At 70.8% G+C, this 25,681-nt stretch carries 28 protein-coding genes; 10 read left to right on the top strand and 18 right to left on the bottom strand.

Features of this window, described 5'->3' with window-relative positions:
• Positions 1 to 79: 79 nt before the first annotated feature.
• From AWQ71_RS13950 to AWQ71_RS13940, 3 genes are all read right to left on the bottom strand, one after another.
• Positions 80 to 982 (bottom strand): nucleotidyl transferase AbiEii/AbiGii toxin family protein, encoded by a 903-nt coding sequence (locus tag AWQ71_RS13950; RefSeq protein WP_067132550.1) that lies wholly within the window; start codon positions 980 to 982, stop codon positions 80 to 82.
• 16 nt (positions 983 to 998) lie between these two features.
• On the bottom strand, positions 999 to 1,634 hold the full coding sequence (locus tag AWQ71_RS13945) for a type IV toxin-antitoxin system AbiEi family antitoxin domain-containing protein (protein ID WP_067132548.1): 636 nt from the start codon (positions 1,632 to 1,634) through the stop codon (positions 999 to 1,001).
• 79 nt (positions 1,635 to 1,713) lie between these two features.
• Positions 1,714 to 2,412 carry a TetR/AcrR family transcriptional regulator gene (locus AWQ71_RS13940; protein WP_067132545.1) on the bottom strand — a complete coding sequence of 233 codons (699 nt, stop codon included), beginning with the start codon at positions 2,410 to 2,412 and terminating at the stop codon, positions 1,714 to 1,716.
• A gap of 112 nt (positions 2,413 to 2,524) precedes the next feature.
• On the opposite strand from AWQ71_RS13940, the gene AWQ71_RS13935 reads away from it, so the two are divergent.
• A complete protein-coding gene (locus AWQ71_RS13935) occupies positions 2,525 to 2,872 on the top strand; it encodes a YrdB family protein (protein WP_067132542.1) in 348 nt (115 codons plus the stop codon).
• A gap of 40 nt (positions 2,873 to 2,912) precedes the next feature.
• The gene (locus AWQ71_RS13930; protein ID WP_067132539.1) at positions 2,913 to 3,842 is read left to right on the top strand and encodes an NAD-dependent epimerase/dehydratase family protein; all 930 of its coding nucleotides are present in this window, start codon (positions 2,913 to 2,915) and stop codon (positions 3,840 to 3,842) included.
• Here AWQ71_RS13930 and AWQ71_RS13925 read toward each other — a convergent pair whose 3' ends face one another.
• Both AWQ71_RS13925 and AWQ71_RS13920 read right to left on the bottom strand, forming a co-directional pair.
• Positions 3,843 to 4,331, bottom strand: coding sequence for a hypothetical protein (locus AWQ71_RS13925; protein WP_067132536.1), 489 nt, complete (start codon positions 4,329 to 4,331; stop codon positions 3,843 to 3,845). It lies immediately after the preceding gene.
• A 1-nt stretch (position 4,332) separates the two neighbouring features.
• Entirely contained in the window at positions 4,333 to 4,662 is a 330-nt protein-coding gene (locus tag AWQ71_RS13920) for a PadR family transcriptional regulator (protein ID WP_067132531.1), read from the bottom strand.
• A 66-nt stretch (positions 4,663 to 4,728) separates the two neighbouring features.
• Here AWQ71_RS13920 and AWQ71_RS13915 point away from each other — a divergent pair, with 66 nt between their 5' ends.
• Positions 4,729 to 5,646: a Gfo/Idh/MocA family protein gene (locus AWQ71_RS13915; RefSeq protein ID WP_067132529.1), complete on the top strand. Its 918-nt coding sequence runs from the start codon at positions 4,729 to 4,731 to the stop codon at positions 5,644 to 5,646.
• Positions 5,647 to 5,685: 39 nt separating this feature from the next.
• Here the strand turns inward: AWQ71_RS13915 and AWQ71_RS13910 are convergent, their stop codons facing one another.
• The 3 genes from AWQ71_RS13910 to AWQ71_RS13900 all read right to left on the bottom strand — a co-directional run bounded on the left by AWQ71_RS13910 (position 5,686) and on the right by AWQ71_RS13900 (position 9,359).
• Positions 5,686 to 6,696: an acetamidase/formamidase family protein gene (locus tag AWQ71_RS13910; protein ID WP_067132524.1), complete on the bottom strand. Its 1,011-nt coding sequence runs from the start codon at positions 6,694 to 6,696 to the stop codon at positions 5,686 to 5,688.
• On the bottom strand, positions 6,693 to 8,114 hold the full coding sequence (locus AWQ71_RS13905) for an APC family permease (RefSeq protein WP_067132522.1): 1,422 nt from the start codon (positions 8,112 to 8,114) through the stop codon (positions 6,693 to 6,695). Before AWQ71_RS13905 ends, AWQ71_RS13910 begins: the two co-directional genes overlap by 4 nt.
• A 141-nt stretch (positions 8,115 to 8,255) precedes the next feature.
• Positions 8,256 to 9,359 carry a substrate-binding domain-containing protein gene (locus AWQ71_RS13900; protein WP_245658275.1) on the bottom strand — a complete coding sequence of 368 codons (1,104 nt, stop codon included), beginning with the start codon at positions 9,357 to 9,359 and terminating at the stop codon, positions 8,256 to 8,258.
• A gap of 147 nt (positions 9,360 to 9,506) precedes the next feature.
• Between AWQ71_RS13900 and AWQ71_RS13895 the strand changes: the two genes are divergently transcribed.
• Both AWQ71_RS13895 and AWQ71_RS13890 read left to right on the top strand, forming a co-directional pair.
• Complete coding sequence (locus AWQ71_RS13895; protein WP_084258868.1) at positions 9,507 to 10,013, top strand: MarR family winged helix-turn-helix transcriptional regulator; 507 nt, start codon at positions 9,507 to 9,509, stop codon at positions 10,011 to 10,013.
• Positions 10,014 to 10,113: 100 nt separating this feature from the next.
• Complete coding sequence (locus tag AWQ71_RS13890) at positions 10,114 to 11,694, top strand: alkaline phosphatase D family protein (protein ID WP_245658274.1); 1,581 nt, start codon at positions 10,114 to 10,116, stop codon at positions 11,692 to 11,694.
• On the opposite strand, the gene rocD is transcribed toward AWQ71_RS13890, so the two are convergent.
• The 3 genes from rocD to AWQ71_RS13875 form a co-directional block, all read right to left on the bottom strand.
• On the bottom strand, positions 11,681 to 12,892 hold the full coding sequence (gene rocD, locus AWQ71_RS13885) for an ornithine--oxo-acid transaminase (protein ID WP_067132516.1): 1,212 nt from the start codon (positions 12,890 to 12,892) through the stop codon (positions 11,681 to 11,683). The genes AWQ71_RS13890 and rocD overlap by 14 nt on opposite strands.
• Complete coding sequence (gene ddaH / locus AWQ71_RS13880) at positions 12,889 to 13,740, bottom strand: dimethylargininase (RefSeq protein ID WP_067132512.1); 852 nt, start codon at positions 13,738 to 13,740, stop codon at positions 12,889 to 12,891. Before ddaH ends, rocD begins: the two co-directional genes overlap by 4 nt.
• Positions 13,741 to 13,902: 162 nt before the next feature.
• Positions 13,903 to 14,343: an Lrp/AsnC family transcriptional regulator gene (locus AWQ71_RS13875; protein ID WP_067132508.1), complete on the bottom strand. Its 441-nt coding sequence runs from the start codon at positions 14,341 to 14,343 to the stop codon at positions 13,903 to 13,905.
• Between the two features lie 356 nt (positions 14,344 to 14,699).
• Here AWQ71_RS13875 and AWQ71_RS13870 point away from each other — a divergent pair, with 356 nt between their 5' ends.
• Positions 14,700 to 15,611 (top strand): LysR substrate-binding domain-containing protein, encoded by a 912-nt coding sequence (locus tag AWQ71_RS13870; RefSeq protein WP_067132505.1) that lies wholly within the window; start codon positions 14,700 to 14,702, stop codon positions 15,609 to 15,611.
• 30 nt (positions 15,612 to 15,641) lie between these two features.
• Here the strand turns inward: AWQ71_RS13870 and AWQ71_RS13865 are convergent, their stop codons facing one another.
• Complete coding sequence (locus tag AWQ71_RS13865) at positions 15,642 to 16,535, bottom strand: Sco1979 family transcriptional regulator (protein ID WP_500778564.1); 894 nt, start codon at positions 16,533 to 16,535, stop codon at positions 15,642 to 15,644.
• Positions 16,536 to 16,835: 300 nt separating this feature from the next.
• Between AWQ71_RS13865 and AWQ71_RS13860 the strand changes: the two genes are divergently transcribed.
• A complete protein-coding gene (locus AWQ71_RS13860; protein WP_084258867.1) occupies positions 16,836 to 17,321 on the top strand; it encodes an ATP-binding protein in 486 nt (161 codons plus the stop codon).
• 73 nt (positions 17,322 to 17,394) lie between these two features.
• Here AWQ71_RS13860 and AWQ71_RS44375 read toward each other — a convergent pair whose 3' ends face one another.
• Both AWQ71_RS44375 and AWQ71_RS44370 read right to left on the bottom strand, forming a co-directional pair.
• Positions 17,395 to 18,108 (bottom strand): DUF5941 domain-containing protein, encoded by a 714-nt coding sequence (locus AWQ71_RS44375; protein ID WP_067132503.1) that lies wholly within the window; start codon positions 18,106 to 18,108, stop codon positions 17,395 to 17,397.
• Entirely contained in the window at positions 18,105 to 19,694 is a 1,590-nt protein-coding gene (locus AWQ71_RS44370; protein ID WP_067132499.1) for a CDP-alcohol phosphatidyltransferase family protein, read from the bottom strand. The genes AWQ71_RS44375 and AWQ71_RS44370 overlap by 4 nt, the downstream gene beginning before the upstream one ends.
• 231 nt (positions 19,695 to 19,925) lie before the next feature.
• On the opposite strand from AWQ71_RS44370, the gene recO reads away from it, so the two are divergent.
• The 3 genes from recO to AWQ71_RS13835 all read left to right on the top strand — a co-directional run bounded on the left by recO (position 19,926) and on the right by AWQ71_RS13835 (position 23,020).
• The gene (gene recO, locus AWQ71_RS13845) at positions 19,926 to 20,777 is read left to right on the top strand and encodes a DNA repair protein RecO (RefSeq protein WP_084258866.1); all 852 of its coding nucleotides are present in this window, start codon (positions 19,926 to 19,928) and stop codon (positions 20,775 to 20,777) included.
• A 31-nt stretch (positions 20,778 to 20,808) separates the two neighbouring features.
• Complete coding sequence (locus tag AWQ71_RS13840; RefSeq protein WP_067132495.1) at positions 20,809 to 21,585, top strand: isoprenyl transferase; 777 nt, start codon at positions 20,809 to 20,811, stop codon at positions 21,583 to 21,585.
• Positions 21,586 to 21,946: 361 nt separating this feature from the next.
• Entirely contained in the window at positions 21,947 to 23,020 is a 1,074-nt protein-coding gene (locus AWQ71_RS13835) for a glycoside hydrolase family 18 protein (RefSeq protein ID WP_067132492.1), read from the top strand.
• Positions 23,021 to 23,029: 9 nt separating this feature from the next.
• On the opposite strand, the gene AWQ71_RS13830 is transcribed toward AWQ71_RS13835, so the two are convergent.
• The 4 genes from AWQ71_RS13830 to AWQ71_RS13815 form a co-directional block, all read right to left on the bottom strand.
• A complete protein-coding gene (locus tag AWQ71_RS13830; RefSeq protein ID WP_218001778.1) occupies positions 23,030 to 23,578 on the bottom strand; it encodes a CGNR zinc finger domain-containing protein in 549 nt (182 codons plus the stop codon).
• Positions 23,579 to 23,660: 82 nt separating this feature from the next.
• The gene (locus AWQ71_RS13825; protein ID WP_067132489.1) at positions 23,661 to 24,050 is read right to left on the bottom strand and encodes a Fur family transcriptional regulator; all 390 of its coding nucleotides are present in this window, start codon (positions 24,048 to 24,050) and stop codon (positions 23,661 to 23,663) included.
• The gene (locus AWQ71_RS13820; protein ID WP_067132486.1) at positions 24,047 to 24,880 is read right to left on the bottom strand and encodes a metal ABC transporter permease; all 834 of its coding nucleotides are present in this window, start codon (positions 24,878 to 24,880) and stop codon (positions 24,047 to 24,049) included. Before AWQ71_RS13820 ends, AWQ71_RS13825 begins: the two co-directional genes overlap by 4 nt.
• Positions 24,877 to 25,671, bottom strand: coding sequence for a metal ABC transporter ATP-binding protein (locus AWQ71_RS13815; RefSeq protein ID WP_067133108.1), 795 nt, complete (start codon positions 25,669 to 25,671; stop codon positions 24,877 to 24,879). The genes AWQ71_RS13820 and AWQ71_RS13815 overlap by 4 nt, the downstream gene beginning before the upstream one ends.
• Positions 25,672 to 25,681: the final 10 nt, after the last annotated feature.

Below are 25,681 nucleotides of genomic sequence, written 5' to 3'. Positions count from 1 at the left end.
AGGAGGGGCGGTGGCCGTGCGACCCACGGCCACCGCCCCGTTCCGTACGGTCACCCCGGTGCGGTGGCTCCTCGAAGGATCAGCTCCAGCTCAGCGTCACCGGGTCCCAGGTACCCGAAAGGACCTGTCCGGACAGAATCGGGTCGACCAGCGCTTTGGCCACCGCCATCGCCTCAGGGAGCGACCGTTCCGCGATCCAGGGGAGTTCGGCGACCAGGCTCGCGTACCCCGCCGTCCACATCGCTTCGTCCGGAACTTCGAGCCTGGCGTCGTGAAGCAGCGTCCGCCGACGCGCCTCTGACGTGAACGCGGTGCCGAGCTCCCCGGCCCGCAGTGATCGCGACCGCGCGATGAGGACCAGATCGACGAGGTCGCGAAACCGCGTGCTCGGCCTGCCATTGTGGTCCTCCATCATGGCCATGACCTTGTCGGAGACCGTGTCGACCAGAGGGTAGAGCCGGTACGAGGGCCGGAACAGCCCTGGGATGTCGAGCGCGAGGATCGGCGGGGACATCTCGGGTTGGCCCGTGATGACCGCTCCGGTTACCAGGTCGACTCCGAACCTTTCGAAGCGACGAGGCCCCAGCCAGGCTTCCACGCCCACTCGTATGCCCTCGACACCCTGGACGAGAGAGCGGGGCCGATCGAAGCGGAAAGCGAAGAAATCGCCCAATTCGGCTTCGGACGCCGCGCGCAGCGCGACGAATCCGGCCTCGGGTGAATCGGCGTGGGCCACGACGTCGACGTCCGCGGAGTGACGGGCGGTGGAGAGGCGGGCGAGCAGTGCCACGCCGCCCTTGAGAATCCAGCCGGTCTCATCCGTCGTGAAGAGGCGGGCGAGGAGCCGGTCGTAGGCGAACTGTCGTCGACGTTGTGTGGTCGAATATGGCGAATCGCCACAGGTCTTCTTGAGACGATCCGTGATGGCTGCCCCGAAAGCCTGGGAGGTGGCGTAGGGAAACGTCTCGCCGGTGGTTTGCATGGAATGCCGCTTGTCCTCATCGGTCGGTGAGATGCCTGAGGAACTCCTGACCGGCCGCGTCGGGCAGTCCGTAAGCCGAGGCATGTGGCGCCAGCGCCGCGGCGAGATCATCGGGGTGGGCCAGCTCCCGCTCCAGCATGTCCGCCGCGACAAGGCCCAGATGGCCACCGTCAAAACGGATCGACGCCAGATCGGATACGGTCCGACATGGATTGGTCACATAGAGTCCGTCGTGCCATTGGACATCATCATCGGTGAGCGGCGCGCGGTGAATGACCACATCATGTCGGCGGGGTCGGAAACGACGCGGTGGGGGGATGATGAATTCCCACCGCAGGGGGTCAAGAAGTCCCACGTCGTAGACAAGAGCTGCACTGCTGTGCGAGACGACTCCGTCGGCGGTCCCTCGCTGGTCCGCCTGGAGGGCGGGGGCGAGTTGGAGCCAGGCGGCACGCAGTTCCTCCAGGGAGGGGCGCGGCGCGCCAGCCACGCGGTACACGCCGTGGGCGAGGCGGTCGAGGGCTCCGGTGGCGACGAGCCGGCTGAGGTCGCGCCGGTGCGCTCCGCTGCGCTCCGCCTGGCGCGTCGTCACCAGGCCGTACTGTGCCTCGGCGAGAGCCGACAGGCTGCCAAGGGCGTTACCCAGACTCATGGCGCGATTGTCTCAACAGCGAGACGTTCGTGCCATGGCACATCACTTTCATATGTGAAAGGTTCGTGCCATGGCGCGGTCAGGCCGGGAGGCCGAGGAGGCGGGCGAGGCCGGTCATGTTGTGCTCGAAGAACTCGGCTCGGTGGTCGATCGTGCCGACGAACTGGCCGAACAGCTCGAAGCTCACCATGCCGAACAGGCCGGTCCAGGCGGTGACCGCCCGCGTGATCACGTCGTCCGACACCCCCGGGATGAGCATGCGGATCGCCTCCGCGTCGGGAGCGATGATCGCCGGTGGTTCGGGCAGGATGGCGGGCGGGACGAGACGCCCGGCGGTGTTGGCATCGGCGAGGATCCGGCCGTACACCGCGGTGTCCCGCGCCGCCGGGGCGATGGTGTCTTCGGGGGCGCGGTAGCCCGGCACCGGCGAGCCGTAGAGAAGGGCGTACTCATGCGGGTGGGCGAGTGCCCATCCGCGTATGGCGTGGCAGACCGCCAGCCAGCGTCCCGTGTAGTCGTCCCGCGCGCAGGCGGCGTCGGCCTTCTCGGCGGCCTCCCCGAGGGCGTTGTATCCGTCGATGATCAGCGCGGTGAGGAGGTCGTCCCGGCTCGGGAAATAGCGGTAGATCGCCGAGGAGACCATGCCCATCTCCCGTGCCACCGCGCGCAGGGACAGCCCCGTCGCGCCCTCGGTGGCCAGGTGGCGGCGGGCGATGTCGGTGATCTCCCTGATCAGCTCGGCTCTGACTCGTTCCCGTGCGGTACGGCTCGCGCTCATGTCCCGGAGGCTACCAGAGCGGCGACAGAATTCGAGAGCACTGCTCTTGACGATAGCCGCTCTCATAAGAGAGCATTGCTCTCGAACGAGAGCGACAATCGAAGGAGTGCCGATGCTCGCCGTGGCCAAGGGGGTCAACCTCGCCCTGATGTTCTTCCTCGAACTCGGTGTCCTGGTCTCGGTGGGGTCCTGGGGGTTCACCCTCTCCGCCCCTCTCGCGGTCCGGATCCTCGCCGGGCTCGGCGCACCCATGGTGTTCGGCACCCTCTGGGGACTCTTCGCGGCGGCGAACGGCGCGAGGTTCAAGCTGCACGGCCTGGCCAGGGCGGCGTTCGAGATCGCCTGGTTCGGCGGCGGCGCGGCCGCCCTCGTCGCGTCCGGGCTGGTCACGAGTGGTGTGGTCTTCGCCGGCCTCTACATCGTCAACGGCATCCTGCGCCTGGTCTGGCACCAGGTCTGAGGATCACCACCCGCCCGTAGGAACGAACAGGAGAGCGATCGTGGGTAAGCACGTCGTCGTCGGAGCCGGTCAGGTCGGAGGCAGGGTCGCCGAGGCGCTCGCGGAGGCGGGCCACGAGGTGGTGGTGGTCACCCGTTCGGGCTCGGGTCCGGACCGGGCCGGGATCACACGGGTCGCCGCCCGGGCCCAGGACACTGCCAGGATGTGCCGGGCGGCGGAGGGGGCCGACGCGCTCTACAACTGCGCGAACCCGAAGTACCACCAGTGGGCCCAGGACTGGCCGCCGATCGCGGACTCGCTGCTGCGCACGGCGGAGGCGACGGGAGCGGTCCTGGTCACGTTGAGCAACCTGTACGGCTACGGCCCCGTGGACGGGCCGATGACCGAGGACACGCCGCTGGCGGCCACGGGAATCAAGGGGCGGGTGCGCGCCGCGATGTGGAAGCAGGCGCTCGCCGCGCACCAGGCCGGGCGGGCGCGGATCACGGAGGTGCGCGGTTCCGACTACTTCGGTCCGGGCGCGTCGGACCAGTCGTTCCTCGGGGGGCGCTTCGTCGGACCGCTGCTCTCGGGGCGGCGCGCGATGATCCTCAGCGGCCCGGACATCCCGCACAGCTGGACCTACCTTCCCGACGTGGCGACGGCTCTGGTCACGGTGGCGACCGACGAGCGCGCCTGGGGCCGTGCCTGGCACATCCCCACGAGCCCGGCACGGAGCATCCGGGCCATGGCGGAGCGGCTGTGTGAGCTGGCCGGGGCGCCCGCTCCCAAGCTCGGCCGCCTGCCGGGCTGGGTGCTCACGGCCGCGGGCGTCGTCTCGCCGCTCCTCAACGAGATGCGGGAGACGCGTTACCAGTTCGACCGGCCCTTCGTCGTGGACTCGTCGGCCTTCGCCGCGACCTTCGGCGTCGCCGCCACCCCGATGGACGAGGCGCTGGAGGAGACCATCGCCTCGTCACGAACCCGCTGATCAGGCGGTCGCGGGCTCGGGGAGCCCCGCAGGCCGGGGCATGGACAGCGCGAACCGCGCGACCGCGACGCACATCGCCAGGCTGACCAGGGCGCTCACCGCGACGGGGATCAGGAACCAGACCGACATGCCGGACGCCCCCGACACGGTCAGCACGATCGCGGGAATCCAGCCGAGCGCGGTCACACCGGCGGCCAGCGCGTTGGCCCATCCCCTGTTCAGGCTGGAGACGTCCCGTGTGGCAGGGTTCCAGAATGCCCACAGCGTGCACGCGCCGATCGCGAGCAGGGGCACCGGTTGGAGGAACGAGCCCCGACCCGACGGGATGAGCTTCCGGTGGGTCCACGTGTCGAGCATGGCGAAGCACAGATCGGCCAGCGTGCGAAGGCGCACGGGGCGCGCGGCCAGCAGGTCGCGCATCTCGTCGCCGTAGCGGTCCCGCCAGGCGCGCGGGTAGAGCCGGAGCAGCAGGTACGCCAGCGGTCGCATCTCAGGCCACCCCCCATGACGGCCGGACCCGCTTGCTGCCGGCCTCCTCGATGCGGCGCAGCGTGGCGAGCTGCTCGGCCAGGGCTTCGCGGCCCCCCGGCGTGATCCGGTACGGCCGGCGCCGCTCGACCACCGGCAGCGGCTCGATCCACCCGCGCTCCTCCAGCCGCATGAGCGCGCCGTACAGGGTGCCGGGTTCAAGCGTTGTGCCGGAGAACTCCTCGATGTCCTGAATCATGCGATAGCCATGCTTGTCGCCCTCGGCCAGGCTGACGAGCACCAGCAGGGCGACGTCGGTGAAACGTCCCAGATCGGGTTGGCGACGGGCCATGGGGCACCTCCTCTATTCAGTTTCACTTACTAAGTGGAACTTAGCAACGACGATAGGCTCCCGTCCATGAAAATTGGGATCATCGGACTTGGGGACATCGCCAAGAAGGCCTATCTGCCGGTGCTCGCGGCCACGCCGGGGATCGTGCCGCACCTGTGCACGCGCGACGAGGCCACGCTGGCCGCGCTCGGGGCGGCGTACCGGATCGACCGGCTCTTCACCGGTGTGGAGGAGCTGCTCGAATCGGGCGTCGAGGCGGCGTTCGTCCACGCCGCGACGAGCGCGCACGCGCCGATCGTCGAGGCACTCCTGGAGGCGGGCGTGCACGTCTACGTGGACAAGCCGCTCAGCGACACGTTCGCGGACTCCGAGCGGCTGGTACGGCTGGCCCGGACGCGGGACAGGTCGCTGATGGTGGGGTTCAACCGCAGGTACGCCCCCGGCTACGCGGCGCTGCGCGACCTGCCGCGGGACCTGGTGATCCTGGAGAAGAACCGGGTGGGAGAGGCGGCGGTGCCGCGCGCGGTGGTCTTCGACGACTTCATCCACGTGGTCGACACGCTGAGGTTCCTCGTGCCCGGCGAGGTCGCCGACGTCCGGGTGCGCACCCGCGTGCGGTCCGGGCTGCTCGAACACGTCGTGCTGGAGCTGGGCGGCGACGGCTTCACCGCCATCGGCGTCATGAACCGGGTCGGCGGTGCGACAGAGGAGACCTGCGAGGTCATGGGCGGCGGGCGCAAGCGGCGGGTGGTCGATCTCGGCGACGTGGTGGATCACGACGGCGGCGAGATCCTGTCCCGGAGGCCGCCGTGGACGCCGGTCGCGCGGCAGCGTGGCATCGAGCAGATCTGCCACGCGTTCCTGGACGCGGTCCGCGCGGGCCGCGTGCTCCGCGCCGACGACGCGCTCGTCACCCACGCGATGTGCGAGGACATCGTCTCCGCCGCGCTCGCCGACGCGGATCTGGTGGCGCTGACGAGCTGATCCCGCCCCCCGAAGGGGACGGGATCGGGCCACGGAAGGTCAGCGCGAGGAGAGGTACTCCGCGCCGAGCGCGCGCAGGCGCGCGTGGGCCGACTCGTACACCTCGGGGCGGCCGAGGTAGGCCTTGGGCAGCTTGGCGACCATCGTGTAGTTCGTGTCGCACACGTTGCCCACCGGCGCCTCGCCGCCCTGGCTGACGAGCTGGTACGCGTCGAGCTCGTCCAGCCCGGTGAGCGCGGCCGACCAGGTGACCAGGTCGTGCTGGCTGATGCGGTAGGCGTCCTCCAGGGGACGGGCCGAGCCGGTGGACATCAGGTGGTCGTCGTCCTCCAGGCGCGGCCACGGGGTGCCGACGCCCTTGACCAGCTCGACCGCGACGACCGTGTTCATCGCGGCCTCGACCGCGGTGCCGCAGACCTCGCCGTGGCCCTGGCGGCAGTGCCCGTCCCCGATCGAGAACAGGGCGCCCTCCACGTTCACGCCGAGGTAGACGGTGACGCCGGCCCGCAGCTCGGGGGTGTCCATGTTGCCGCCGTGGGCGTCCGGGGTGATCGTCATCCGCGCCTCGGAGGCGGCCGGAGCGACGCCCACGGTGCCGTGCATCGGGTCGAGCGGCATCTCCACGCTGAAGTCGCTGTTCCGGGCCTGGTAGCGGACGGTGCGCTTCTCCACGTCCACGTCGTACATCCAGACGACCTCGTCGAGGGGAGGCTGGAGCGTCGCGGTGGTGTGGGTGCCGGTGAGCGCCCCGAAGTGGGGGAACGTCGTGGAGACGGCCCAGTCGCGGGCGGGCTCGATGGAGACGAAGTGCAGGGCGAGGGTGTCGCCCGGCTCGGCCCCCTCCACGTGGAAGGGGCCGGTGACCGGGTTGAGGAAGGGGAACTCGCACACCTTCGACGGCAGGTCCTCGGGGCCGCGCACCCGCCCGCCGAAGCAGTCCTCCGTGAAGAGTTCGAGGACCGTTCCGGGGGCGATCCGGGCCACGGCGGGCCGCCCGCCGAAGGTGTAGGCCAGGTCCTCGGCCGTGGGCCGGAAGGAGACGACGTTCACTCGGAGACCTCCGTCTCGTCAGGAAGGGTGGGGCGACGGCCCATGAGGATGAAGCCGATCAGGATCAGCACGCCGATCGCCAGCCAGGTCAGGCCGACCGCCTGGGCGGCGACCTTGGCGTTGATGACGACGTACAGCAGGATCAGGAAGCCTATCGCCGGGGCGATCAGGTGCCGCCACCAGTCCCGGCTGCGCTTCCGTACGACGTAGTGGACGACGACGGAGACGTGGAGGGCGAGGAAGGCGGTCATCGCGCCGAAGTTGATGAGCGAGGCGATTTGCCCGATGCCCTTGTCGTTGTTGGCCAGGATGAGTCCGAGGACCAGCGAGACGGCGGCGGTGAGGAACGTGGCGTTGACCGGCACCTTGTGCTTCGGGTGGATCTTGCCCAGGAACCGGGGCAGCAGCCGGTCACGGGCCATGGCGAACAGCAGGCGCGAGGTGGCGGCCTGGGCGACCAGCGAGTTGGCGAAGCCCCAGGCGATCGCGGTGGCGACGGCGGTCAGCACGCTCAGCCAGGGGCCGCCGGCGTACTCGGCGATGTCGTAGAACGCGTTGTCCCCGCCGTTGGCCAGCAGCTCCTCGCGGTTCGGCGCGAGCAGCGCGGCGACCCAGGTCTGCGTGATGAACAGCAGGCCGGCCAGCACGAGCGCGCCGACCATGGCGCGGCCGAGCTTGCGGGCGTCCTCCCGGCTCTCCTCGGCGAGCATCGAGATGCCGTCGAAGCCGAGGAAGGACAGCACCGCGACCGAGACGGCGCCGAACACGAGCGGCCCGGAGAACGTCGAGGAGTCGAAGATCGGGCTGAACGCGTCGCCGTGACCCTTGCCCTGGGCGAGGGCGATGACGCCGACGACCAGGAAGATCGCCAGCACGATCAGCTGGGCGACCAGCATGATCTTGTTCATCCGCGCGGTCATCTGGATGCCGAAGTAGTTCACCGCCGTGTTGAAGACGATGAACATGATCAGCCAGGCCCAGATGGGAATCGCGGGCACGAACGACGCCATGGCCGCGCTCGCCACGAGATAGAGCAGCGTGGGCACGAGGATGTAGTCGAGCAGGATCACCCAGCCGGCGAGGAAGCCGACCGGGGCGCCGATCCCGCGGCCCGCGTAGGTGTAGACCGAGCCGGCCATCGGGAACGCCTTGGACATCTGGGCGTACGACAGGGCGGTGAAGGCCATCGCCACCATGCCGATGATGTAGGCCAGCGCGACCATGCCGCCCGAGCCTTGGAAGACGTCGCCGAAGATGCCGAACGGCGCGATCGGCACCATGAAGATCAGGCCGTAGATGAGCAGGTCGGTGAAGCTCAGCGAGCGCTGCAACTCCTGCTGATATCCGAACCGCTCCACGCCGGTCGCCGCGCTTTGCGGCGCCGCCGACGAGGAGGGCGTGGTGGAGGGGGAAGACATGAGACTCCTTCGCACGCGGGGGGCAGAGCGTACGATAGGACTATTCCTTGAAAAGGAAAAGATTTCGTTTGTAAATCTTTGTGGCAGGCCATGACGGCGACGGTCAGACGGGCGTCATGCGGCGTCCCGGCACAGGTGGTGTCATCGTCCGGGGGAGGAGGTCACGAGATCGAAATCCAGGCCGTCGGCGCGCCCCACGTACACGCGCTGCGACACCTGCCGATCCCGGAGCGTGAGCGGACCCCGGCCGGTGATGACGGTGGTCCCGTCGGCGATCGCCTCGACCGCGGGCACCGCGAGCGAGCCCGCGCGGGCGGCGAGGGCGGCGAGCATGAGCACGCCTTCGTAGCACCCGTGCCCATGTCCGTTGAGCAGCGGCGCGTCCGGCCCGAACCGCCGCGTGTAGCGTTCGTACAGCCCGAGGTTGTCGTCGGTGGCGATGCCGCCGAAGTACCCCATCGCGGTGTACAGCTCGCCGCTGAAGTCGCCTCCGATCGCCAGCAGGCCATGCTCCTCCAGCGCGCCGCACAGGCGGGCGCAGCCCAGCCCGCTCGCCGCGAACGCCCGGTTGAACTCGATCAGGTCGCTGCCGATGAGGTTGAGCAGCACCGCGTCCGGCCGTGCGGCGGCCAGTTCCTCGATGACCCGTCCCATGTCGCGGGTGCCGGCGGGCAGGAACCGCTCGCCGACGACGCGCGCGGAGCGGGACGTGAGGTGCGCCCGCGCGGACGCGTGAACCAGGTACGGCCAGATGTAGTCGTTGCCGAGCAGGAACCAGCGCCGTGCCCGCCGGTGGCCGACCAGCCAGTCGATGCCCGGGGCGACCTGCGAGGACGCCTGCTCGCCCAGGAAGTAGACGCCCGGAGAGCGCGGGCCGCCCTCGTACGGGGGCGTGTAGACGAACGGCGCCGCGCCGCGCAGCGCGCGCTCGATCCCGACGCGGACGTCGCTGGCGTGGGTGCCGACGACCGCTTGCACGGCTCCGGCCCGCACCAGCTCGGCGACCTCCGCGCCGACCTCGGCCGGGGCGCGGCCGCCGTCCACCAGGACCAGTTCGATCGGCCTGCCGAGCAGCCCGCCCGCGTCGTTCACCTCGGAGGCGGCCAGCAGCGCGCAGTTGATCGCGCCCGGCCCGACGAGGCCCAGCACGCCGGAGACAGGCGCCACCAGGCATACGCGCAGCGTGTCGGCCCTGAGCAGGTGCGCTTCCAGGGGGTCGATGACCATCGCGGCCGGATCGGTCACGGGGGAAAGTATCGTCCATCCGCCCCCGTGAAGGGAACCATCGGAAAGTGTGGGACGTCACGGCAAAGTACTGCCGAACACACGAAAGGGGCCCGCAATGGTCATGATGACGATGCCGCGCCACGTCGCGGACGGGGCGGGGGTCGCGTGACGGCGGCGGGATCCACCGGCGAGAGCCGGGTCGCCCTACCGGTCCAGAGGCCGGAGGGGCCGGTCGGGGCGGCCGCGCCGTCGGGCCTCGCGTCCTCGCTCGCGTACCTGCTGAGCCGGGCCGAACGCGCGGTCAACCGCGAGCTGTCGGCGGCGCTCACGGCCGAGGAGGTCAGCGTCGAGCAGTGGCGCATCCTCCAGGCGCTCGCGGACGGGCGCGGCCACTCGATGGGCGGCCTCGCCGAGGCCGCACTGATGCCGCACCCCACCCTCACGAAGGCGGTCGACCGGCTCGTCGAGCGCGCCCTCGTCTACCGCGGGCACGACCCCGTCGACCGCCGCAAGGTGGCGGTCTTCCTGGCCGACCGCGGGCGTGACCTCCTCGGCCGTCTGCAGGAGGGCATCGACGAGCACCGCCGGGCGGTCCTCGCGGTGTACGGCGCGGAGCGCACCGCGCGGCTCATGCGCGAGCTGGACGACCTGGTGCGGGCCCTGAACGCCTGACGGCCGCCGCGATCAGCCGGTCACCTGTTACGGCAGGAGGTGATCGTCAGGGGCGGACGCCCCCTCGCGCCCGGCGCCGCGCCGCAGTAGATCTGTAGGCGTGGCACATCTGGTGATCGGCCCCATGCTCCGCCACGTCGACGCGGCGAGCGCGACGATCTGGGTGGAGACGAGCGAGCCGTGCGCGGTCACGGTGCGGGCGGGCGAGGCGCGTTCGGAGGAACGCACCTTCACCGTCCACGGGCACCATTACGCGGTCGTCGACGTCGCCCTCCCGCCCGGCCCGCCGCCCGGAGGCGTGCCGTACACGGTGGAGCTGGACGGCGCGGACGTGTGGCCGCTCCCGGACCTGCCGGCCACCGCGATCCGGCCGCTCACCCGGTTGCGCCGCCTGGTCTTCGGCACCTGCCGGACCAGCGTGCCGCACGACGGGCCATACGCGCGGACGCACGGCGTGGACGTCCTGCGCGCGTACGGGGCGCGGCTGATGGAGTCGGGGGAGCCGCCGGACCTGCTGATCATGCTCGGCGACCAGGTGTACGCCGACGAGCCGTCCCCGGACATGAAGGAGTTCATCGCCGGGCGACGCGGCGAGGGGCCCGAAGAGGTCGTGGACTTCGACGAGTACGCCGAGCTCTACCGCCGAGCCTGGTCGGACCCGGCCGTGCGGTGGCTGATGGCGGCGGTGCCGACCCTGATGATGTTCGACGACCACGACATCAGGGACGACTGGAACACCTCGGCGGCGTGGCGTGAGCACATGGCCGAGGCGCCGTGGTGGCGGCGGCGCATCGTGTCCGGGCTGGGCGCCTACTACGTCTACCAGCACCTCGGCAACCTCACGGTCGCGGAACGCGCGGCCGACCCCGTGCTCGCCGCGCTCAGGGCGGGCGACGGCGGCGCGGCGCTCGACGCGTTCGCGGAGCGGGCCGACGCCGCCCCCGGATCGGCCCGCTGGAGCTACCGCCGCGACATCGGGTCCACCCGGCTGATCATGCTGGACAGCAGGTGCGGCCGCGTCCTCACCCCGGGCGCCCGCCGGATGCTCGACGACGCCGGACGCGCGTGGCTCGAGGAATCGGCCGCCGGCGACGTCGACCACCTGATCGTCGGCTCCTCGCTGCCGGTGCTCCTGCCCCCGGCCATCCACCACGTGGAGAGCTGGAGCGAGGCCGTCTGCGACGGCGTGTGGGGGCGCCGGGCCGCCCGGTGGGGCGAGCGCCTGCGCCGGTTCCTCGACCTGGAGCACTGGGCGGCGTTCCGCGGGTCGTTCGAGCACCTGGCCCGGCTGCTGACCGACGTGGCCGCGGGCGGCAGGGGACGGCCGCCGGCCACGGTGCTGGTGCTGTCCGGCGACGTCCACTACTCCTATCTCGCCTCTGTACGGCCGCCGCGCGGCGAGGGAGGCTCCCGGATCCACCAGATCGTCTGCTCGCCGATCCGCAACCCGCTGAGCCGGGCGCTCCGGGCGGCCAACGTCGTGGCGGCCGTCGCCGCGGCGGGCCCGCTCGGGCGCCTGGCGGCGCTGGCGGCCCGGCTGCCCCCGCCCCCGATCCGGTGGCGGCTGACGGCCGGGCCCTGGTTCGACAACGCGCTGGCGACCGTGGACTTCGCCCAGGACGCCGCCACCGTGACCTGGCGGACCCACGACGCCGAGCTGGGCTCGGTCAGGCTGTCCTGAGCTCCCGCAGGGCCTCGACGAGCTGGTCGACCGCCCAGTCCAGGTCCTCACGGGAGACCACGATCGGCGGGGCGAGGCGGATCGTCGAGCCGTGCGTGTCCTTCACCAGCACGCCGCGGCGTAGCAGGGCCTCGCTCACCTGGCGGCCGGTCCCGAGCGAGGGGTCGATGTCCACGCCCGCCCACAGGCCGCGCCCGCGTACGGCGACGACACCCGCGCCGACCAGCTCGCGCAGCCGGCCGTGGAGGTGCTCGCCCAGCTCGCGCGCCCTGGCCTGGAACTCGCCGGTGCGCAGCAGCCCGACGACCGCGGCGCCGACCGCGCAGGCGAGCGGGTTGCCGCCGAAGGTCGAGCCGTGCTGGCCGGGCCGGATGACGCCGAGGACGTCGGCGTTCGCCGCCACGGCCGAGACCGGCACGACGCCGCCGCCGAGGGCCTTGCCCAGGATGTACATGTCGGGCACGACGCCCTCGTGGTCGCAGGCGAAGGTGTGGCCGGTGCGGCCGAGCCCGGACTGGATCTCGTCCGCGATGAACAGGACGCCCCGCTCCGAGCACAGGTCGCGTACCGCGCGCAGGTAGCCGTCCGGCGGCACGAGCACGCCCGCCTCGCCCTGGATCGGCTCGAGCAGCACGGCGACCGTGTTCTCGTCGATCGCCTCGCCGATCGCCTCCGCCGAGCCGTACTTCACGACCCGGAACCCCGGCGTGTACGGCCCGAAGCCGTCGTGCGCGTCCGGATCGGTGGAGAAGCTCACGATCGTGGTGGTGCGACCGTGGAAGTTGTCCTCCATCACGATGATGTTCGCCTGCTCGGCGGGGACGCCCTTGACCTCGTATCCCCACTTGCGGGCCACCTTGATGGCCGTCTCGACCGCCTCGGCGCCGGTGTTCATCGGCAGGATCATGTCCTTGCCGCACAGGTCGGCGAGACCGGCGGCGAACTCCGCGAACCGGTCGTGGAAGAACGCCCGGCTGGTCAGCGTGAGCCGGTCGAGCTGCTCGCGGGCGGCGGCGAGGATCACCGGGTTGCCGTGCCCGAAGTTGAGCGAGGAGTAGCCCGCCAGGCAGTCGAGGTAGCGGCGGCCCTCGACGTCGGTCACCCAGGCGCCCTCGGCCGACTGGATGACCACCGGCAGGGGGTGGTAGTTGTGCGCGCTCCGGCGCTCGCTCAGTGCGATGAGGTCGGCGGCGTTCATGCTCCTGTGGCCTCCCGGATCTCCAGCGTGCAGCACTTGGGTCCGCCGCCCGCCTTGCGCAGCTCGGACAGCTCGACGCGGACGACGTTGTAGCCGAGCCGCTCCAGCTCGCGGGAGAGGCCGGTCGCCTCGGCGTTGATGAGCACGTTGGCGCCGTCGCTGACCGCGTTGAGCCCGAGGACGGCGGCGTCCTCCTCGGTGGCGATGACCGCGTCGGGGAACATCCGCCGCAGCACGTTGCGGCTCCCCTCGGAGAACGCCCCCGGGTAGTAGGCGACGTTGTGGCCGTCCAACGGGAACAGGGCGGTGTCCAGGTGGTAGAAGCGCGGGTCGATCAGCCGCAGCGTGACCACCGGGCGGCCGACGAACTTCTGCGCCTCCACGTGCGCCGCCACGTCGGTGCGGAAGCCGGTGCCGGCGAGCACCACGTCGTCGAGCGTGAGGAAGTCGCCCTCACCCTCGTTGGTGTGCGTCGGCTCCATCGTCTCGAAACCCCGGTCGGCGAACCAGCGCAGGTAGGCCGGCCCCTCGGCGGTGCGCTCCGCGTGGGTGAACTTGGCGCCGTAGACCCGGCCGTCCACCACGAGGGCGCCGTTCGCGGCGAAGACCATGTCGGGCAGGCCGTCCACCGGGTCGATGAGGCTCACCTTGTGGCCCAGCCGCTCGTAGGCCGCGCGCAGCTCCTCCCATTGCCGGACGGCCTGAGCCGTGTCCGCGCCCTGGTCCGGGTCCATCCACGGGTTGATCGCGTACGTCACGGCGAAGAACTCGGGGCGGCACATGAGATAGTGGCGCGCCGTACCCGTCCGGTCGCCGCTCGTGGCGGCGGGCAGGGTCGCAAGAGGCATGCGGAACTCCAGGGAGAAGGCGGTTGGACTGCTCCTCAGCCTAGAAAAACGGACATGACCGGCCAATGCCGCGCCATTGCGCCATACCGTGGATCGGTTGCGTTATTCCCGGCTTTTGTGGCAATCCGTTAACCGTCCGCCCGGCCCGGCGCGGCGAGGGGTTCAGAGCTTCTCGTCGATCAGCCGGGAGAGCACGATCGCGCTCTTGGTGCGGACCACGAACGGCTCCGCCGCGATGCGCTCGATCACCCGCTCCACGTCCCGTACGTCGGTGGTCCGGATGTGCAGCAGCGCGTCGGCCTCGCCGGTCACCGTGCAGGCGGACACCACCTCGGGGTGCCGGGCGATCGCCACGCCGATCTCGGCGGGGGACGTCTTCCCCCGGCAGAAGAGTTCGACGTACGCCTCGGTGGTCCAGCCCAGGGCGGAGGGCTCGACCCGCGCACTGAACCCGGTGATCGCGCCGCTGGCGAGAAGCCGGTCGACCCGTCGTTTGACCGCCGGAGCGGACAGGCCTACCCGAGCACCAATTTCGGCATATGTCGCCCGAGCGTCCTCCACGAGAACCCCGATGATGGCGCGATCCAATCCGTCCAACTTCACGCGGACCTGTATATCGCGAACCGGACGGGAACCCGCGATCGGCGCCGTGGAGCGCCCCGTCGGCGCGTGGCGGGAACGCCGCCGTCCCGAGCGGGCGCGTTCCCGCCGATACCGTCTGCTTCAGGTGCGCTCGACCTCCTGTCCAGGCTCACGCCTTTCCGGTATCTTGTCGAAGCCGTTCGCGAGCTGTTCTCCGGCTCGTACGTCTCGGCGCCCGTCCTGTGGGGGACCGTGAGCGCGGCCGTCGGCAGACGGGCCTTCCAGTGCGAGAACGCCTGAAACGCGAAAAATCCAGCCGGAACCGCGACGCAGCCTTGAAGTGATTTCTGCGAGCGCCCTACGGTCAGGAGGTCACAATGGGTGACGTGGCGGACGTCAATTTCACACTCGTCCAGCTGCGTTACTTCGTGACAGCGGCCGAGCTGGGAAGCATGACCGCGGCCAGCCGGGAGCTCATGGTGGCGCAGTCGGCCATCTCGGCGGCCATCGCGCAGGTTGAGCGGGAGCTCGGCGTCCAGCTCCTCATCCGGCACCACGCCAGAGGTCTCTCACTCACCCGCGCGGGCGAGCGGTTCCTCGTCGAGGCCCGTGACTTCCTCTCCCACGCGGCGGCGCTCGCCGAGTCGGCGCGCGGCCTGGCCGGCTCGCTGAGCGGCGAGCTCGCGGTCGGCTGCTTCACCACGCTGTCGCCGTTCTACCTGCCCAAGCTGCTGCGCCAGTTCGCCGACCGGCACCCGGGCGTGCGGGTGACGCTCTCCGAAGGGGAGATCTCGGCCGTCCAGCGCGCCCTCGTCGACGGCCGGTGCGAGGTCGCCCTGCTGTACGCCATCGACCTCGCCCTCGACCTCGACGTCCGCGTCCTCACCCGGGTCCGGCCGTACGTGCTGCTGCCGTCCGGGCACGCGATGGCCGACGCGGAGGCGGTCTCGCTCGTCGAGCTGGCCAGCGAGCCGATGATCCTGCTCGACCTGCCGCACAGCCGGGACTACTTCCGCGCGCTGCACCCGGTCGAGCCGCGCGTCCGGTTCCGCAGCTCCAGCTACGAGACCGTGCGGGCGCTGGTCGCCGGAGGCCACGGCTACTCCATACTCAACCAGCGCGCCGTCACGGACCAGACGTACGACGGCGGCTACGTCGTCTCCCGGCCGATCAGCGAAGAGGTGCCGTTCCTCGACATCGTCCTGGCCTCGATGCGCGGTGTGCGGCTGACCGCCCGCGCCACCGCGTTCACCGAGACCTGCGAGGCGTTCTTCGCGAACCTCTCCTGACCGACCGGGCTCCCACCGCGAGGAACCGGATCACTCCAGGTCGGAGAGGATCTCCTCCAGATAGGCGCGGGTGGCGGTCGCCGGCCGCGCCTCCACGCACAGCGTGTTCATCACCTGCCGGTAGGCGTCGGTCTCCTCGGGCTTGTCGAGGTAGAGCGCGCTGGTGAGCTGTTCGAGGTAGACGACGTCGGGCAGCTCGGTCTCCTCGAAGCGCAGGATCGTGAACGGCCCTCCCGCCGCCGAGTGCCCGCCGCGGTCGAAGGGGACGATCTGCACTGTCACGTTCGGGTTGGCGGTGGCCTCGATCAGATGCTCGATCTGGCCGCGCATGACCTTGTTCCCGCCGATCGGGCGGCGCAGCGCGGCCTCGTCCACCACCGCCCACAGCCGGACCGCGTCCGGGCCGGTCAGCCGCTCCTGGCGGCGCATCCGCAGGTCGAGGCGGCGGGAGATCTCGTCTTCGGGCGCGCCCGCGTTCCCGAGCAGGATGACCGCGCGGGCGTAGTCGGGGCTCTGCAGCAGGCCGGGCACGAACTGCAGCTCGTACGTCCGGATGACCGAGGCGGCCTCCTCCAGGCCCACGTAGACCTCGAACCAGTGCGGGAGGACGTCGTTGAACTTGTGCCACCAGCCGGGGGCGTTGGCCTGCCGGGCGAGGTCGAGCAGCGTCGTCCGCTGGTCCGGGTCGGCCAGGCCGTACAGGGTGAGCAGGTCGGCGACGTCGCGCTCCTTGAAGCTGACCCGGCCGAGCTCCAGGCGACTGATCTTGGCGTGCGAGGCCCGGATGGCGTGGCCCGCCTCTTCCGGCGTGATGTTCCTCTCCCGCCGGAGCCGGCGAAGCTGGGCTCCGAGCAGCATGCGCAGCACGGTCGGCCCGCCTCGGGGGCGCCCCGTTAATCGGGGATCGGCGTGGGCGACCTGCAGGGATTTCACATGGACTCCATTGCGCGGACGGATTCCTACGGACAGATTCCTACGACTTTGTGCTTTGACGGTTCCTATGGCAGTCGGCTTCCGACGACAGTCAACCAGTGTCTCATTTCGTCAGAGTGACGAGTAGATGATCGCGGTTCCGGCCGGACAACGTCACGGTTTCGGTAAATCAACGCAGGACGCGGCTAAGTTCCCGCAATTGCGAGTGCGGGCGCGCTTGCCCTGACAAGGCTCAGGGAACGATAGACGGCGGCAGCGCACCCATGTGACACCAACTCGCGTAGGGATCCGATGACCGCAGACCTGGCAGGCAGAAGAGCCGGCGCCGCACCTTCGTGGGCCACGCCGGCGTTCGGTCCTGCCAGCACCGGCCCGTCATCCGCGCCGCTCGCGACCTGCGCGCTCCACGGGGCCTCCGCCTCCGCCTCCGCCGCTCGCGACTTCACCGCCCACACTCTCGGCGGGTGGGGCCTGGGCGGCCTCATCGACGACGCGCAGCTCGTGGTCTCGGAACTGGTCACCAACGCCCTGCGTCACGCGCTGTCCGCCGTTCCGGACGCGCACATCCAGCTTCGGCTGCTCACCCAGGGGCCGCATGTGCTCTGCGCGGTACACGACCCCAGCGAGCGGGCGCCGTTGCCGGGGCCGAGTGACGACGAGTTCGCCGAGTCCGGCCGCGGCCTCCACCTGATCGAGGCGGTCAGCCTCACCTGGGGGTGGATCCTGATCAGGGGCCGGGGAAAGATCGTCTGGGCGCTGCTCGACCACTCCGCCTGAGCGCGCCGTCCGGAAAACGCGCGGCCCCGCGCGATCGGCGATCGCACGGGGCCGGACATCGAGGCGGCGACGGTCAGACGTGCTCCGCGTCTCCGGTGACCTGCTCGGCGGCGTCCTCGGGAGACTGCTCCAGGTCCTGCTCGTGGTCGGCGTTGGCCTGCGCCGACGCCTTGTCCAGGCGGACCCAGCTCACCACGCTCTCGATGGAGAACAGCAGGAGCAGGTAGACGGTGAGGATCGCCGTGACCAGGGTGAGCTGCCCGAGGGCCGCGCCCACGCCCAGGATGAGCAGGCGCACCTCCCAGCCGAGCCCGGCCAGGAAGATCCAGGCGGGCGGCCAGATGCTCTGCCGCGTCCGGTAGACCGTGTCGTACGTGTGGTAGCCGACGACGTAGAGCAGCACGAACAGCAGCCACTTGGGCGTGCCCGCGGCGAGGCCGAGCAGGATGATCGTGAGGAACTCGGTGCCGCGCAGCAGCGGCGGCGTCAGCCAGTCGAGCCGGCCGAGGTGGTCGCGCGGCGCGCTGGGCACCACCAGCAGGACCAGCACCAGCGCCGGGACGAGCAGGATCGGGCCGTCCTTGAGCGAGCCGGTGACGGCCAGCGCGATGATCGCGATCAGTGCGACGAGCACCGTGGGCACGGGCGGCAGGCCACGGCCGAGACGGCCCTTGAGCGCGGCGACCAGGGGGCCGTCGTCGCGGTAGGCGAGCAGCCGCTCCGTCTGGATGCGGCGCCGCTCCTCGTCCGGGTCGGGCGTGGGGGTGACCTGTGGCTGGGTGATCATGCGAGAGACCTCAGGATGCGTCCGGTGAGGGTGTAGGTGGCCGCGACGCCGCCCCAGATCAGCAGCGTGATGAAGGTGACGCGGGGGTCGAAGAAGGCCGCGGTGATCGCGATCGCGGCGAAGCGCTCGCCGATGGGGAAGACGATCATCTTGCGGGCCCAGTGCACGGGACGGAACTTCCCGGCCCTGGTCCAGAGCTTCAGCAGGCCACGCACGCCGGTGCTGCGGCTGACCCGCCGCTCCTCCAGGGCGACCCGCAGCGGGCTGTCGTCGGCGACGTGCAGGTCGAGCGTCGGCAGCGGGACGGGCGCCTTGCGGCGGTTGGCCGCGCCGAACGAGAAGTCCAGGAGGTGCTTGACCGACTGGAGCGCGATCGCGGCGAGGGCGAGTGTCCACACGCCCTCGCCGTCGCCGAACTGGCCGGAGACGGTGGCGCCGATCGCCAGGCCGACGAAGACCGCGTACTCCTTGAACCGGTCGAACGTGGCGTCCAGCCAGGCGCCGAGCACGCCGAACTTCCTGGCGTACCGCGCCACCTGCCCGTCCACGCAGTCGAAGACGAAGGCGAGGTAGATGAGCACCCCGCCGGCGATCCACCCCGGCCGCGTGCCGGTGGCGAACGCCGCGGCCGACAGCAGACCGAAGAAGATCGAGACGAGGGTGATCTGGTTCGGCGTGAGCCCGCGGCGGGCCGCCCAGCGCGCGATGAACCGGGAGTACGTGCTGACGAAGAACGTGGTGAAGAAGCCGTCGGCGCCCTTCACCGCGTTGTCGAGGCGGGCCCGGTCCTCGTCGAAGCCGGCGAAGTCCCGCTCGGCCTCGGTCGTGTCCTCCAGCGTGTGGAGGCGGCGGTAGAACAGGTCGCGGCGGCCGCGGACACCGACCGAGACGCCGCGCCGGACCAGGCCGAGAACGAGCAGCTCGGTGACGTCGTCCTCGGGGCCGAACAGGTGCGCCATGCCGGCCAGCTCGCGGGCGACGTCGGCGAGCACCGCGGCGTGCCGCTGGTGGAGGTGGATCGGCCCGAGCAGCGCCGCGTTCGGCCGGGTGACGGCGTGGTACGACGTGCCGACCGAGATGACGCGGCCGCGGCCGGCGCGGGTGCGCTGCGGCAGGCCCTCCAGGGCGTTGCGCCCGATCTCGGGCTCGGCCTCCTCGATCGGGGGCGGCTCGGGCGCGTTCTCGTCCCGCTCCTCGCGGAGGATCAGCGCGAGCGCGGCGCGCTTCGCCTTGGTGATCTGGTAGATCAGCTCGTCGTGGACGAGCGAGTTGGCCGGCATGATCAGCACGTTGTCGGTCGTGTGCTCGACCAGGTCGGCGAGGGCCCACAGGTCTTCGGCGACGCCGGCGCTCTCGACGACCCGTCCGCCCTGCTCGCGGTACGCGTACGCGTCGGCCGGGCGGGCGATCGTGACCGGCTGCGGGCCGAGCGAGGCCATCTGCCCCAGCAGCCTGCCGTACGCCGTGGGGGCGCCGGGGAGTGATGTCAGCTTCAGGTCCGTCGGCGGGACGGGGCGGCCGCCGGATCCCGGCGGCAGAGAACCGATCGGGCCGGGCGATGAGCCCAGCAGGACCACGAGGGTCATGGCACCCTTTCGAACACGGGGGCAGGGCCTTTTAGAAGAGGCGCGGGGAAGTCCGCCAGGGGGCAAAGCTTAGTGACCTTTCGGTCAAGTCGGTGCATCCAGCCTCCCGGGAACGTTCCGAAATGTCCACGTTGATGGCGATGTCCAGTTAGCGTCGAGTCCGCATCATTACTGAAATTTCACCGTTTGTGATCTCAGGGGGGAGTCAGCGGGAGGTCATACGATGGCCTGGTGAGTCTGTACCGGGATGAGGGCGTCGTGCTGCGCACCCAGAAGCTGGGCGAGGCCGACCGCATCATCACGGTCCTCACCAAGCGCGCCGGAAAGGTGCGCGGCGTGGCCAAGGGGGTGCGCCGGACCACCTCGCGCTTCGGCGCGCGGCTGGAGCCGTTCAGCCACGTCGACCTCCAGCTCCATGAGGGCCGCTCCCTCGACGTGATCACCCAGGTCGAGACCATCCGCCCGTACGGCGAGGCGCTGGTCGCGGACTATCCCCGCTACACCGCCGGGACCGCCATGCTGGAGACCGCCGACCGGCTGACCCTGGGCGAGAAGGAACCCGCCCTGCGCCAGTTCCTGTTGCTCGTCGGAGGGCTGCGCACCCTCGCCGAGCGCGAGCACGAGGCCCGGCTGGTGCTCGACGCCTACTTCCTGCGCTCCCTCGCCGTGGCCGGGTACGCGCCCGCCCTGTCGGAGTGCGCCCGATGCGGCGCCGAGGCCGTACGCGCCTTCGCGATCGCGGCGGGCGGCGTCGTGTGCGGAAGCTGCCGGCCGCCGGCCGCGACGGTGCCCGCAGCGGAGACGATCACCCTGATGATCGCGCTGCTGCGCGGCGACTGGCCCATGGCCGACGCGTCCGAGCCGCGGCACCGCACCGAGTGCAGCGGCCTCGTGGCCGCCTACCTGCAGTGGCACCTGGAGCACGGGATCCGTTCGCTGCGCCATGTCGAGCGCGAGCAGGCGCGGGAGCCCGGCCGTGAGTGGTGGCCGTCGGCGGGGGAGCCCGGAGCGGTGTCACCGCCCGGGGCGGCGCGTGGATTCGACCCGAAATCCACACCGAACTCTCACATTTTCCGCGCCTGAGGACCCTGTCACACCCAATACGCTCGTGGCCATGGTTCGTCCTCCGTCTCCGCATCCCTCGGGCGCGACGCCGCCCGCGATCCCGCGCGACCTCGTGCCGCGTCACGTCGCGATCGTCATGGACGGCAACGGCCGCTGGGCCAAGGCGCGCGGCCTGCCGAGGACCGAGGGCCACAAGATGGGCGAGGCGTCGCTCTTCGACGTCATCGAGGGCGCGATCGAGCTCGGCATCCCCCACCTGTCGGCGTACGCGTTCTCGACCGAGAACTGGAAGCGCTCGCCCGACGAGGTGCGCTTCCTCATGGGCTTCAACCGGGACGTGATCCGCCGCCGCCGCGACCAGCTCCACGCGATGGGGGTGCGGGTCCGCTGGGCCGGCCGTCCCGGACGGCTGTGGAAGAGCGTCATCTCCGAGCTGTGTGACGCCGAGGAGATGACCAGGGACAACACGAAGATGACGCTGCAGTTCTGCGTCAACTACGGCGGCCGCGCCGAGATCGTGGACGCGGCGGTCAAGCTCGCCCAGGACATCGCGTCCGGGCGGGTCAAACCGGGCAAGGTGTCGGAGAAGGTCTTCGCCCGCTATCTCGACGAGCCCGAGATCCCGGACGTGGACCTGTTCGTGCGCTCCTCCGGCGAGCAGCGCACGTCCAACTTCCTCATCTGGCAGGCCGCGTACGCCGAGATGGTCTTCCTCAACCAGCTCTGGCCCGACTTCGACCGCCGGGACCTGTGGCAGGCCTGCGAGATCTATGCCAAGCGCGACCGCAGGTACGGCGGAGCCATCCCCAACTCGGTCACTCCTTAGGCACCAGCCTGGTCGCGATCACGCCGATGGAGAGCGTGGCACCGAGCCGAGAGAAGGAAGCGGATGTGTCCTCCAGGCGAGGGACAGCACCACGCAGGATTGGTTAACGTTCTTTCCAGTGCCGTGATCGGCAGGGTCTGGCTCGGAAGGAGCGGTGTCCGGGGTGGTGCATCGCAAAGCGGAGGACGCCGTAGCGGAGCCTACGGCCGACATTCCCTGGCCCGCGGAAAGTCCGAGCTTGTGACGAGCTTGTGAGGAGTTTTCGCGGGGTGCGATAACGCGGTGAGCTGCCGTCCTGGCGACGCGACGGGGCAAAGATTGCCAGCAGGGGCACTGATTTCTCGCGTACGGAGGTATCAGCATGCGCCGCCTGGCTGCACTCGTCTCCCTACTTCTCCTCCCCCTCCTCCTTCCCGCCCCCGCCCAGGCCGCGGCGACCCCGCTGCAGGTCTACGGTGCCTGGCACTGCGGTGAGGACGCCTGCATCTGGGGCAACGTCCGCAGCACAGTGGACTTCGACGCCAAGAACCACTGGCTGATCGACCGTGGCGACGGCCGCCCGTCGGTCAACGTCGTGGTGCTCAGCTTCGTCCACCCGGTCAAGCTGTTGCACAAGACCACCGATGCGCAGACGCTCGACGGCGTGCCGCGCGGCATGACCGCTGACATCGTGAACTACTTCACCAGCCGTGGCATTCGCGTGATGCTCTCCATCGGCGGCATCACGTACACCACTGCGTGGAACTCCGCCCTGGCGGAGAACGCGGCGCAGTTCGGGCGCAATGCGGCCGAGGTCGCCCGGCGACTCGGCGTCGGCATCGAGATCGACTATGAGGAGAACAGTAAGCCCGACCTGGTCGGGCTGCAGGCCTTCATCGACGCCTACCGCTCCGTCCTGCCGTACGATCCGAGCGGCGCGAACCCGGCCGCCCGGCTCACCATCGACCTCGCCGCAGGTGACCGGTGGCTCATCGACATCGGCAGGAAGGCCACCGCGGACTGGCTGCGCACCGACACCCCGGTCCTGGACTACGCCAACGCGATGGTGCCCGCCCGCCAGCCCAGCAGCTCCGAAGCCATCGCCAACTGGCAGGAGCACATCGACGGAAAGCCCACCTACTCTCCGCCGATCCCGCCGCTGGCTCCGGCGAAGTTCACCGGCGCGTTCTACATCGCCGAAGGAAACAAGGTCCGCGCCGAATGCGCGGATTTCACCGCCTCGCTGCAGAAGTCCACAGGATCGTTCGTCCAGACGGCCGCACCGAAGGGAGCCGGCCTCACCCCCGGCATGCTCGGATACATGTTCTGGGCCGCCGAACAGCCCTCCACCAAGGGCGTGACCACCACGCCTCCGAACTCCTGCGAAGGAGGAGTGGGCGGCGGCGCCACCGCGTACGCCATCCCCATCCCGATGCCCGCCCTACGGCAGAGCTGACGTCGCCCTTTAGGCGCGGCGGCGGGCCCGGTAGGCGGCCACGTGCATCCGGTTCCCGCAGGTACGGCTGTCGCAGTACACCCGGGAGCGGTTGCGCGACTCGTCCACGAAAACGTGGGCGCAATCGGGCGCCGCGCAGGTGCGCAGCCGGTCACGCTCGTCCTCGACCAATACGTGGGCGAGCGCGACCCCGCAGTCGGCGGCCAGGTGCTCGGCCAGCGACGCCCCCGGGGCGAAGTAGTGGATGTGCAGGGAGAAGCCGTCGTGCTCGGCCAGGCTCGGCGTGATGCGCGTCCGGCCGAGCAGCGTGTTCAGCAGGGAAACCGCGGTCTCCCGATCCGGCGCGGTGAAGACCTCGTAGAACTCGTCACGCAGCTCGCGCACCTCGACGAGGTCGCGGTCGTCCAGGTTCTCCACGTCGCTGATCACGCGGCGGCCCACGAACGTGCGGAGGTCCTCGACGCTGGTCAGGCCCTCGTCGCCGCCCGCCGCGGGCGAGGTGTTGAGCAGATCGACCGCGGTGGCCAGCGAGTACACCATGTCATGGCTGAACGGCACGGCATCTCCCTATGTCGGCGGGGGCAGCGTACCCCGCGGAGGGGGCCGGCGGGCGGCCGAGCGGTGGATCGTCATAAACCGGTCAGCGGCTCCCGGCGGCGGACGCGCAGTCGGGGCAGGTGCCGAAGACCTCGACCGTGTGGGTGACCTCGGTGAACCCGTAATCGGCTCCGACGGCCTCGGCCCAGCGCTCGACGTCGGGCCCGGCGACCTCGACGGTGTGGCCGCAGCGGCGGCACACCAGATGATGGTGGTGGACGTCGCTCTCGCAGGCGCGGTAGACCGACTCGCCGTCGTCGGTGCGCAGCATGTCCACCCGGCCGTCGTCGGAGAGCGACTGGAGCGCCCGGTAGACGGTGGTCAGTCCGATCTTGGCGCCATCCGCCCGCATCTTGGTGAAGATGTCCTGGGCGCTTCGGAACCCCTCGCTCTGCCGCAGGATCGCGTGAACGGCGTCACTGCTCTTACTCATGGTGTCGACTCCCAGGTACGGCTTCGCCGTACGAATCTACCTATCAGCAGGGAGAGCACAAACCCGGCGAGCGCGATCAGTACGATCGCCGAGCCCGGGGGGACGTCGATGTAGAACGCGGTGGTGAGGCCGCCGACCGTGGCGACCACGCCGAGCGCCGTGGCGAGGACCATGGTGCCGCGGAAGCTGCGCATGATCTGCTGGCTGGTCGCGACGGGGACGACCATCAGGGCGCTCACCAGGAGCAGGCCCACCACGCGCATGGCGATGACGACCGTGAGGGCGGCGGTCACCGCGAGCAGCAGGCTGAGGAAGCGCACCGGAAGGCCGCTCGCCCGGGCCACCTCCTCGTCCTGGCAGAGCACGAACAGCTCGCGTCCGAAGAGGGCGACGACGCCGAGCACGGCCACCGCCAGGCCGCCGATCACCCACACGTCCCGCTCGGCCACCGTGGAGATCGAGCCGAACAGGTAGGACGTCAGCGTGGAGTTGCTCTGCCCCGGCGACAGGTAGATGAGCAGCACGCCGCCGGCGATGCCGCCGTAGAACAGCAGGGCGAGGGCCACGTCGCCGCTGGTCCGGCCCCGGGCCCGCACCATCTCGATGGCGACGGCGCCCAGCACGGCCACGATGATGGCGGTCACCAGGGGCGCGGTGCCGGTCAGGAAGCCGAGCGCGACACCGGTCAGCGCCACGTGCCCGATGCCGTCGCCGAGCAGCGCCAGGCGGCGCTGGACGATGAACGTGCCGACGACGGGGGCGGCGAGGCCGACGAAGACGGCCGCGACCAGCCCGAGGACCATGAAGTCGTACTGCAGGATGCCGCTCATGCCTCTCCCGTCGCGCCGGCCTCGGCGGCCGCCGCCCGTGATCCGATGACGTCCGGCCAGCCGTTCAGCACGCCGGTGTGCGCGTGGGCGTGCGCGTGGATGTGCCCGGCCGTGTCGACCCCCGCCTCCGCCGCGGCCGGAGGCGCGCCGTCGTAGGCGATGCGGCCCTCGCGCAGCACGATGGCGCGGGTGATCAGCGGTTCGAGCGGGCCCAGCTCGTGCGCGACCAGGACCACCGTCTTGCCGCGTTCCCGCAGCCCGGCGAGGGTGTCCGCGAGCAGGCGCTGGCTGTCGGCGTCCACGCCGGCGGTCGGCTCGTCCATCACGAACGCGTCCGGCTCGCCGGCCAGCGCGCGGGCGATGAGCACCCGCTGCTGCTGGCCTCCGGACAGGGCCTGTACGGGATATCCGGCCCGGTCGGCGAGCCCCACGGCGTCGAGGGCGTCGGCGACGGCGCGCCGGTCCTCCGCGGCGGTCCGGCGGAAGCGGCGGCGCCGGGCGATGCGACCCGACGAGACCACCTCGCGGACCGTGGCCGGCACTCCGCCGCCGACGGACAGGCGTTGCGGCACGTAGCCGATCCGCCCCCAGTCGCGGAACTTGCCGGGCGGCGTGCCGTACAGCTGGACGGAGCCGCCGGACAGCGGGACGAGCCCGAGCAGGGTGCGGATGAGCGTGGACTTGCCGGAGCCGTTGGCGCCGAGGACGACGAGGAACTCCCCGTCCCGCACCGTCAGGTCGACGCCCCGCAGAATGGGCCGGCCGTCGAGGGCGACCTCGCCGCCGGTCATCGTGAACGCG

The organism is Microtetraspora malaysiensis (assembly GCF_001528665.1).
GTDB lineage: Bacteria > Actinomycetota > Actinomycetes > Streptosporangiales > Streptosporangiaceae > Microtetraspora_A > Microtetraspora_A malaysiensis.
The sequence above is the reverse complement of the archived record's forward strand: the minus strand, read 5'-3'. Positions and strand labels throughout refer to the sequence as shown.

Excerpts from the sequence above, each read along its gene's own strand:
- AWQ71_RS13950 (WP_067132550.1), bottom strand. The coding sequence starts at position 982 with ATGCAAACCACCGGCGAGACGTTTCCCTACGCCACCTCCCAGGCTTTC.
- AWQ71_RS13945 (WP_067132548.1), bottom strand. The coding sequence starts at position 1,634 with ATGAGTCTGGGTAACGCCCTTGGCAGCCTGTCGGCTCTCGCCGAGGCA.
- AWQ71_RS13940 (WP_067132545.1), bottom strand. The coding sequence starts at position 2,412 with ATGAGCGCGAGCCGTACCGCACGGGAACGAGTCAGAGCCGAGCTGATC.
- AWQ71_RS13935 (WP_067132542.1), top strand. The coding sequence starts at position 2,525 with ATGCTCGCCGTGGCCAAGGGGGTCAACCTCGCCCTGATGTTCTTCCTC.
- AWQ71_RS13925 (WP_067132536.1), bottom strand. The coding sequence starts at position 4,331 with ATGCGACCGCTGGCGTACCTGCTGCTCCGGCTCTACCCGCGCGCCTGG.
- AWQ71_RS13920 (WP_067132531.1), bottom strand. The coding sequence starts at position 4,662 with ATGGCCCGTCGCCAACCCGATCTGGGACGTTTCACCGACGTCGCCCTG.
- AWQ71_RS13915 (WP_067132529.1), top strand. The coding sequence starts at position 4,729 with ATGAAAATTGGGATCATCGGACTTGGGGACATCGCCAAGAAGGCCTAT.
- AWQ71_RS13905 (WP_067132522.1), bottom strand. The coding sequence starts at position 8,114 with ATGTCTTCCCCCTCCACCACGCCCTCCTCGTCGGCGGCGCCGCAAAGC.
- rocD (WP_067132516.1), bottom strand. The coding sequence starts at position 12,892 with ATGAACGCCGCCGACCTCATCGCACTGAGCGAGCGCCGGAGCGCGCAC.
- ddaH (WP_067132512.1), bottom strand. The coding sequence starts at position 13,740 with ATGCCTCTTGCGACCCTGCCCGCCGCCACGAGCGGCGACCGGACGGGT.
- AWQ71_RS13870 (WP_067132505.1), top strand. The coding sequence starts at position 14,700 with ATGGGTGACGTGGCGGACGTCAATTTCACACTCGTCCAGCTGCGTTAC.
- AWQ71_RS13860 (WP_084258867.1), top strand. The coding sequence starts at position 16,836 with ATGACCGCAGACCTGGCAGGCAGAAGAGCCGGCGCCGCACCTTCGTGG.
- AWQ71_RS44375 (WP_067132503.1), bottom strand. The coding sequence starts at position 18,108 with ATGATCACCCAGCCACAGGTCACCCCCACGCCCGACCCGGACGAGGAG.
- AWQ71_RS44370 (WP_067132499.1), bottom strand. The coding sequence starts at position 19,694 with ATGACCCTCGTGGTCCTGCTGGGCTCATCGCCCGGCCCGATCGGTTCT.
- AWQ71_RS13840 (WP_067132495.1), top strand. The coding sequence starts at position 20,809 with ATGGTTCGTCCTCCGTCTCCGCATCCCTCGGGCGCGACGCCGCCCGCG.
- AWQ71_RS13835 (WP_067132492.1), top strand. The coding sequence starts at position 21,947 with ATGCGCCGCCTGGCTGCACTCGTCTCCCTACTTCTCCTCCCCCTCCTC.
- AWQ71_RS13825 (WP_067132489.1), bottom strand. The coding sequence starts at position 24,050 with ATGAGTAAGAGCAGTGACGCCGTTCACGCGATCCTGCGGCAGAGCGAG.
- AWQ71_RS13820 (WP_067132486.1), bottom strand. The coding sequence starts at position 24,880 with ATGAGCGGCATCCTGCAGTACGACTTCATGGTCCTCGGGCTGGTCGCG.
- AWQ71_RS13815 (WP_067133108.1), bottom strand. The coding sequence starts at position 25,671 with ATGACCGGCGGCGAGGTCGCCCTCGACGGCCGGCCCATTCTGCGGGGC.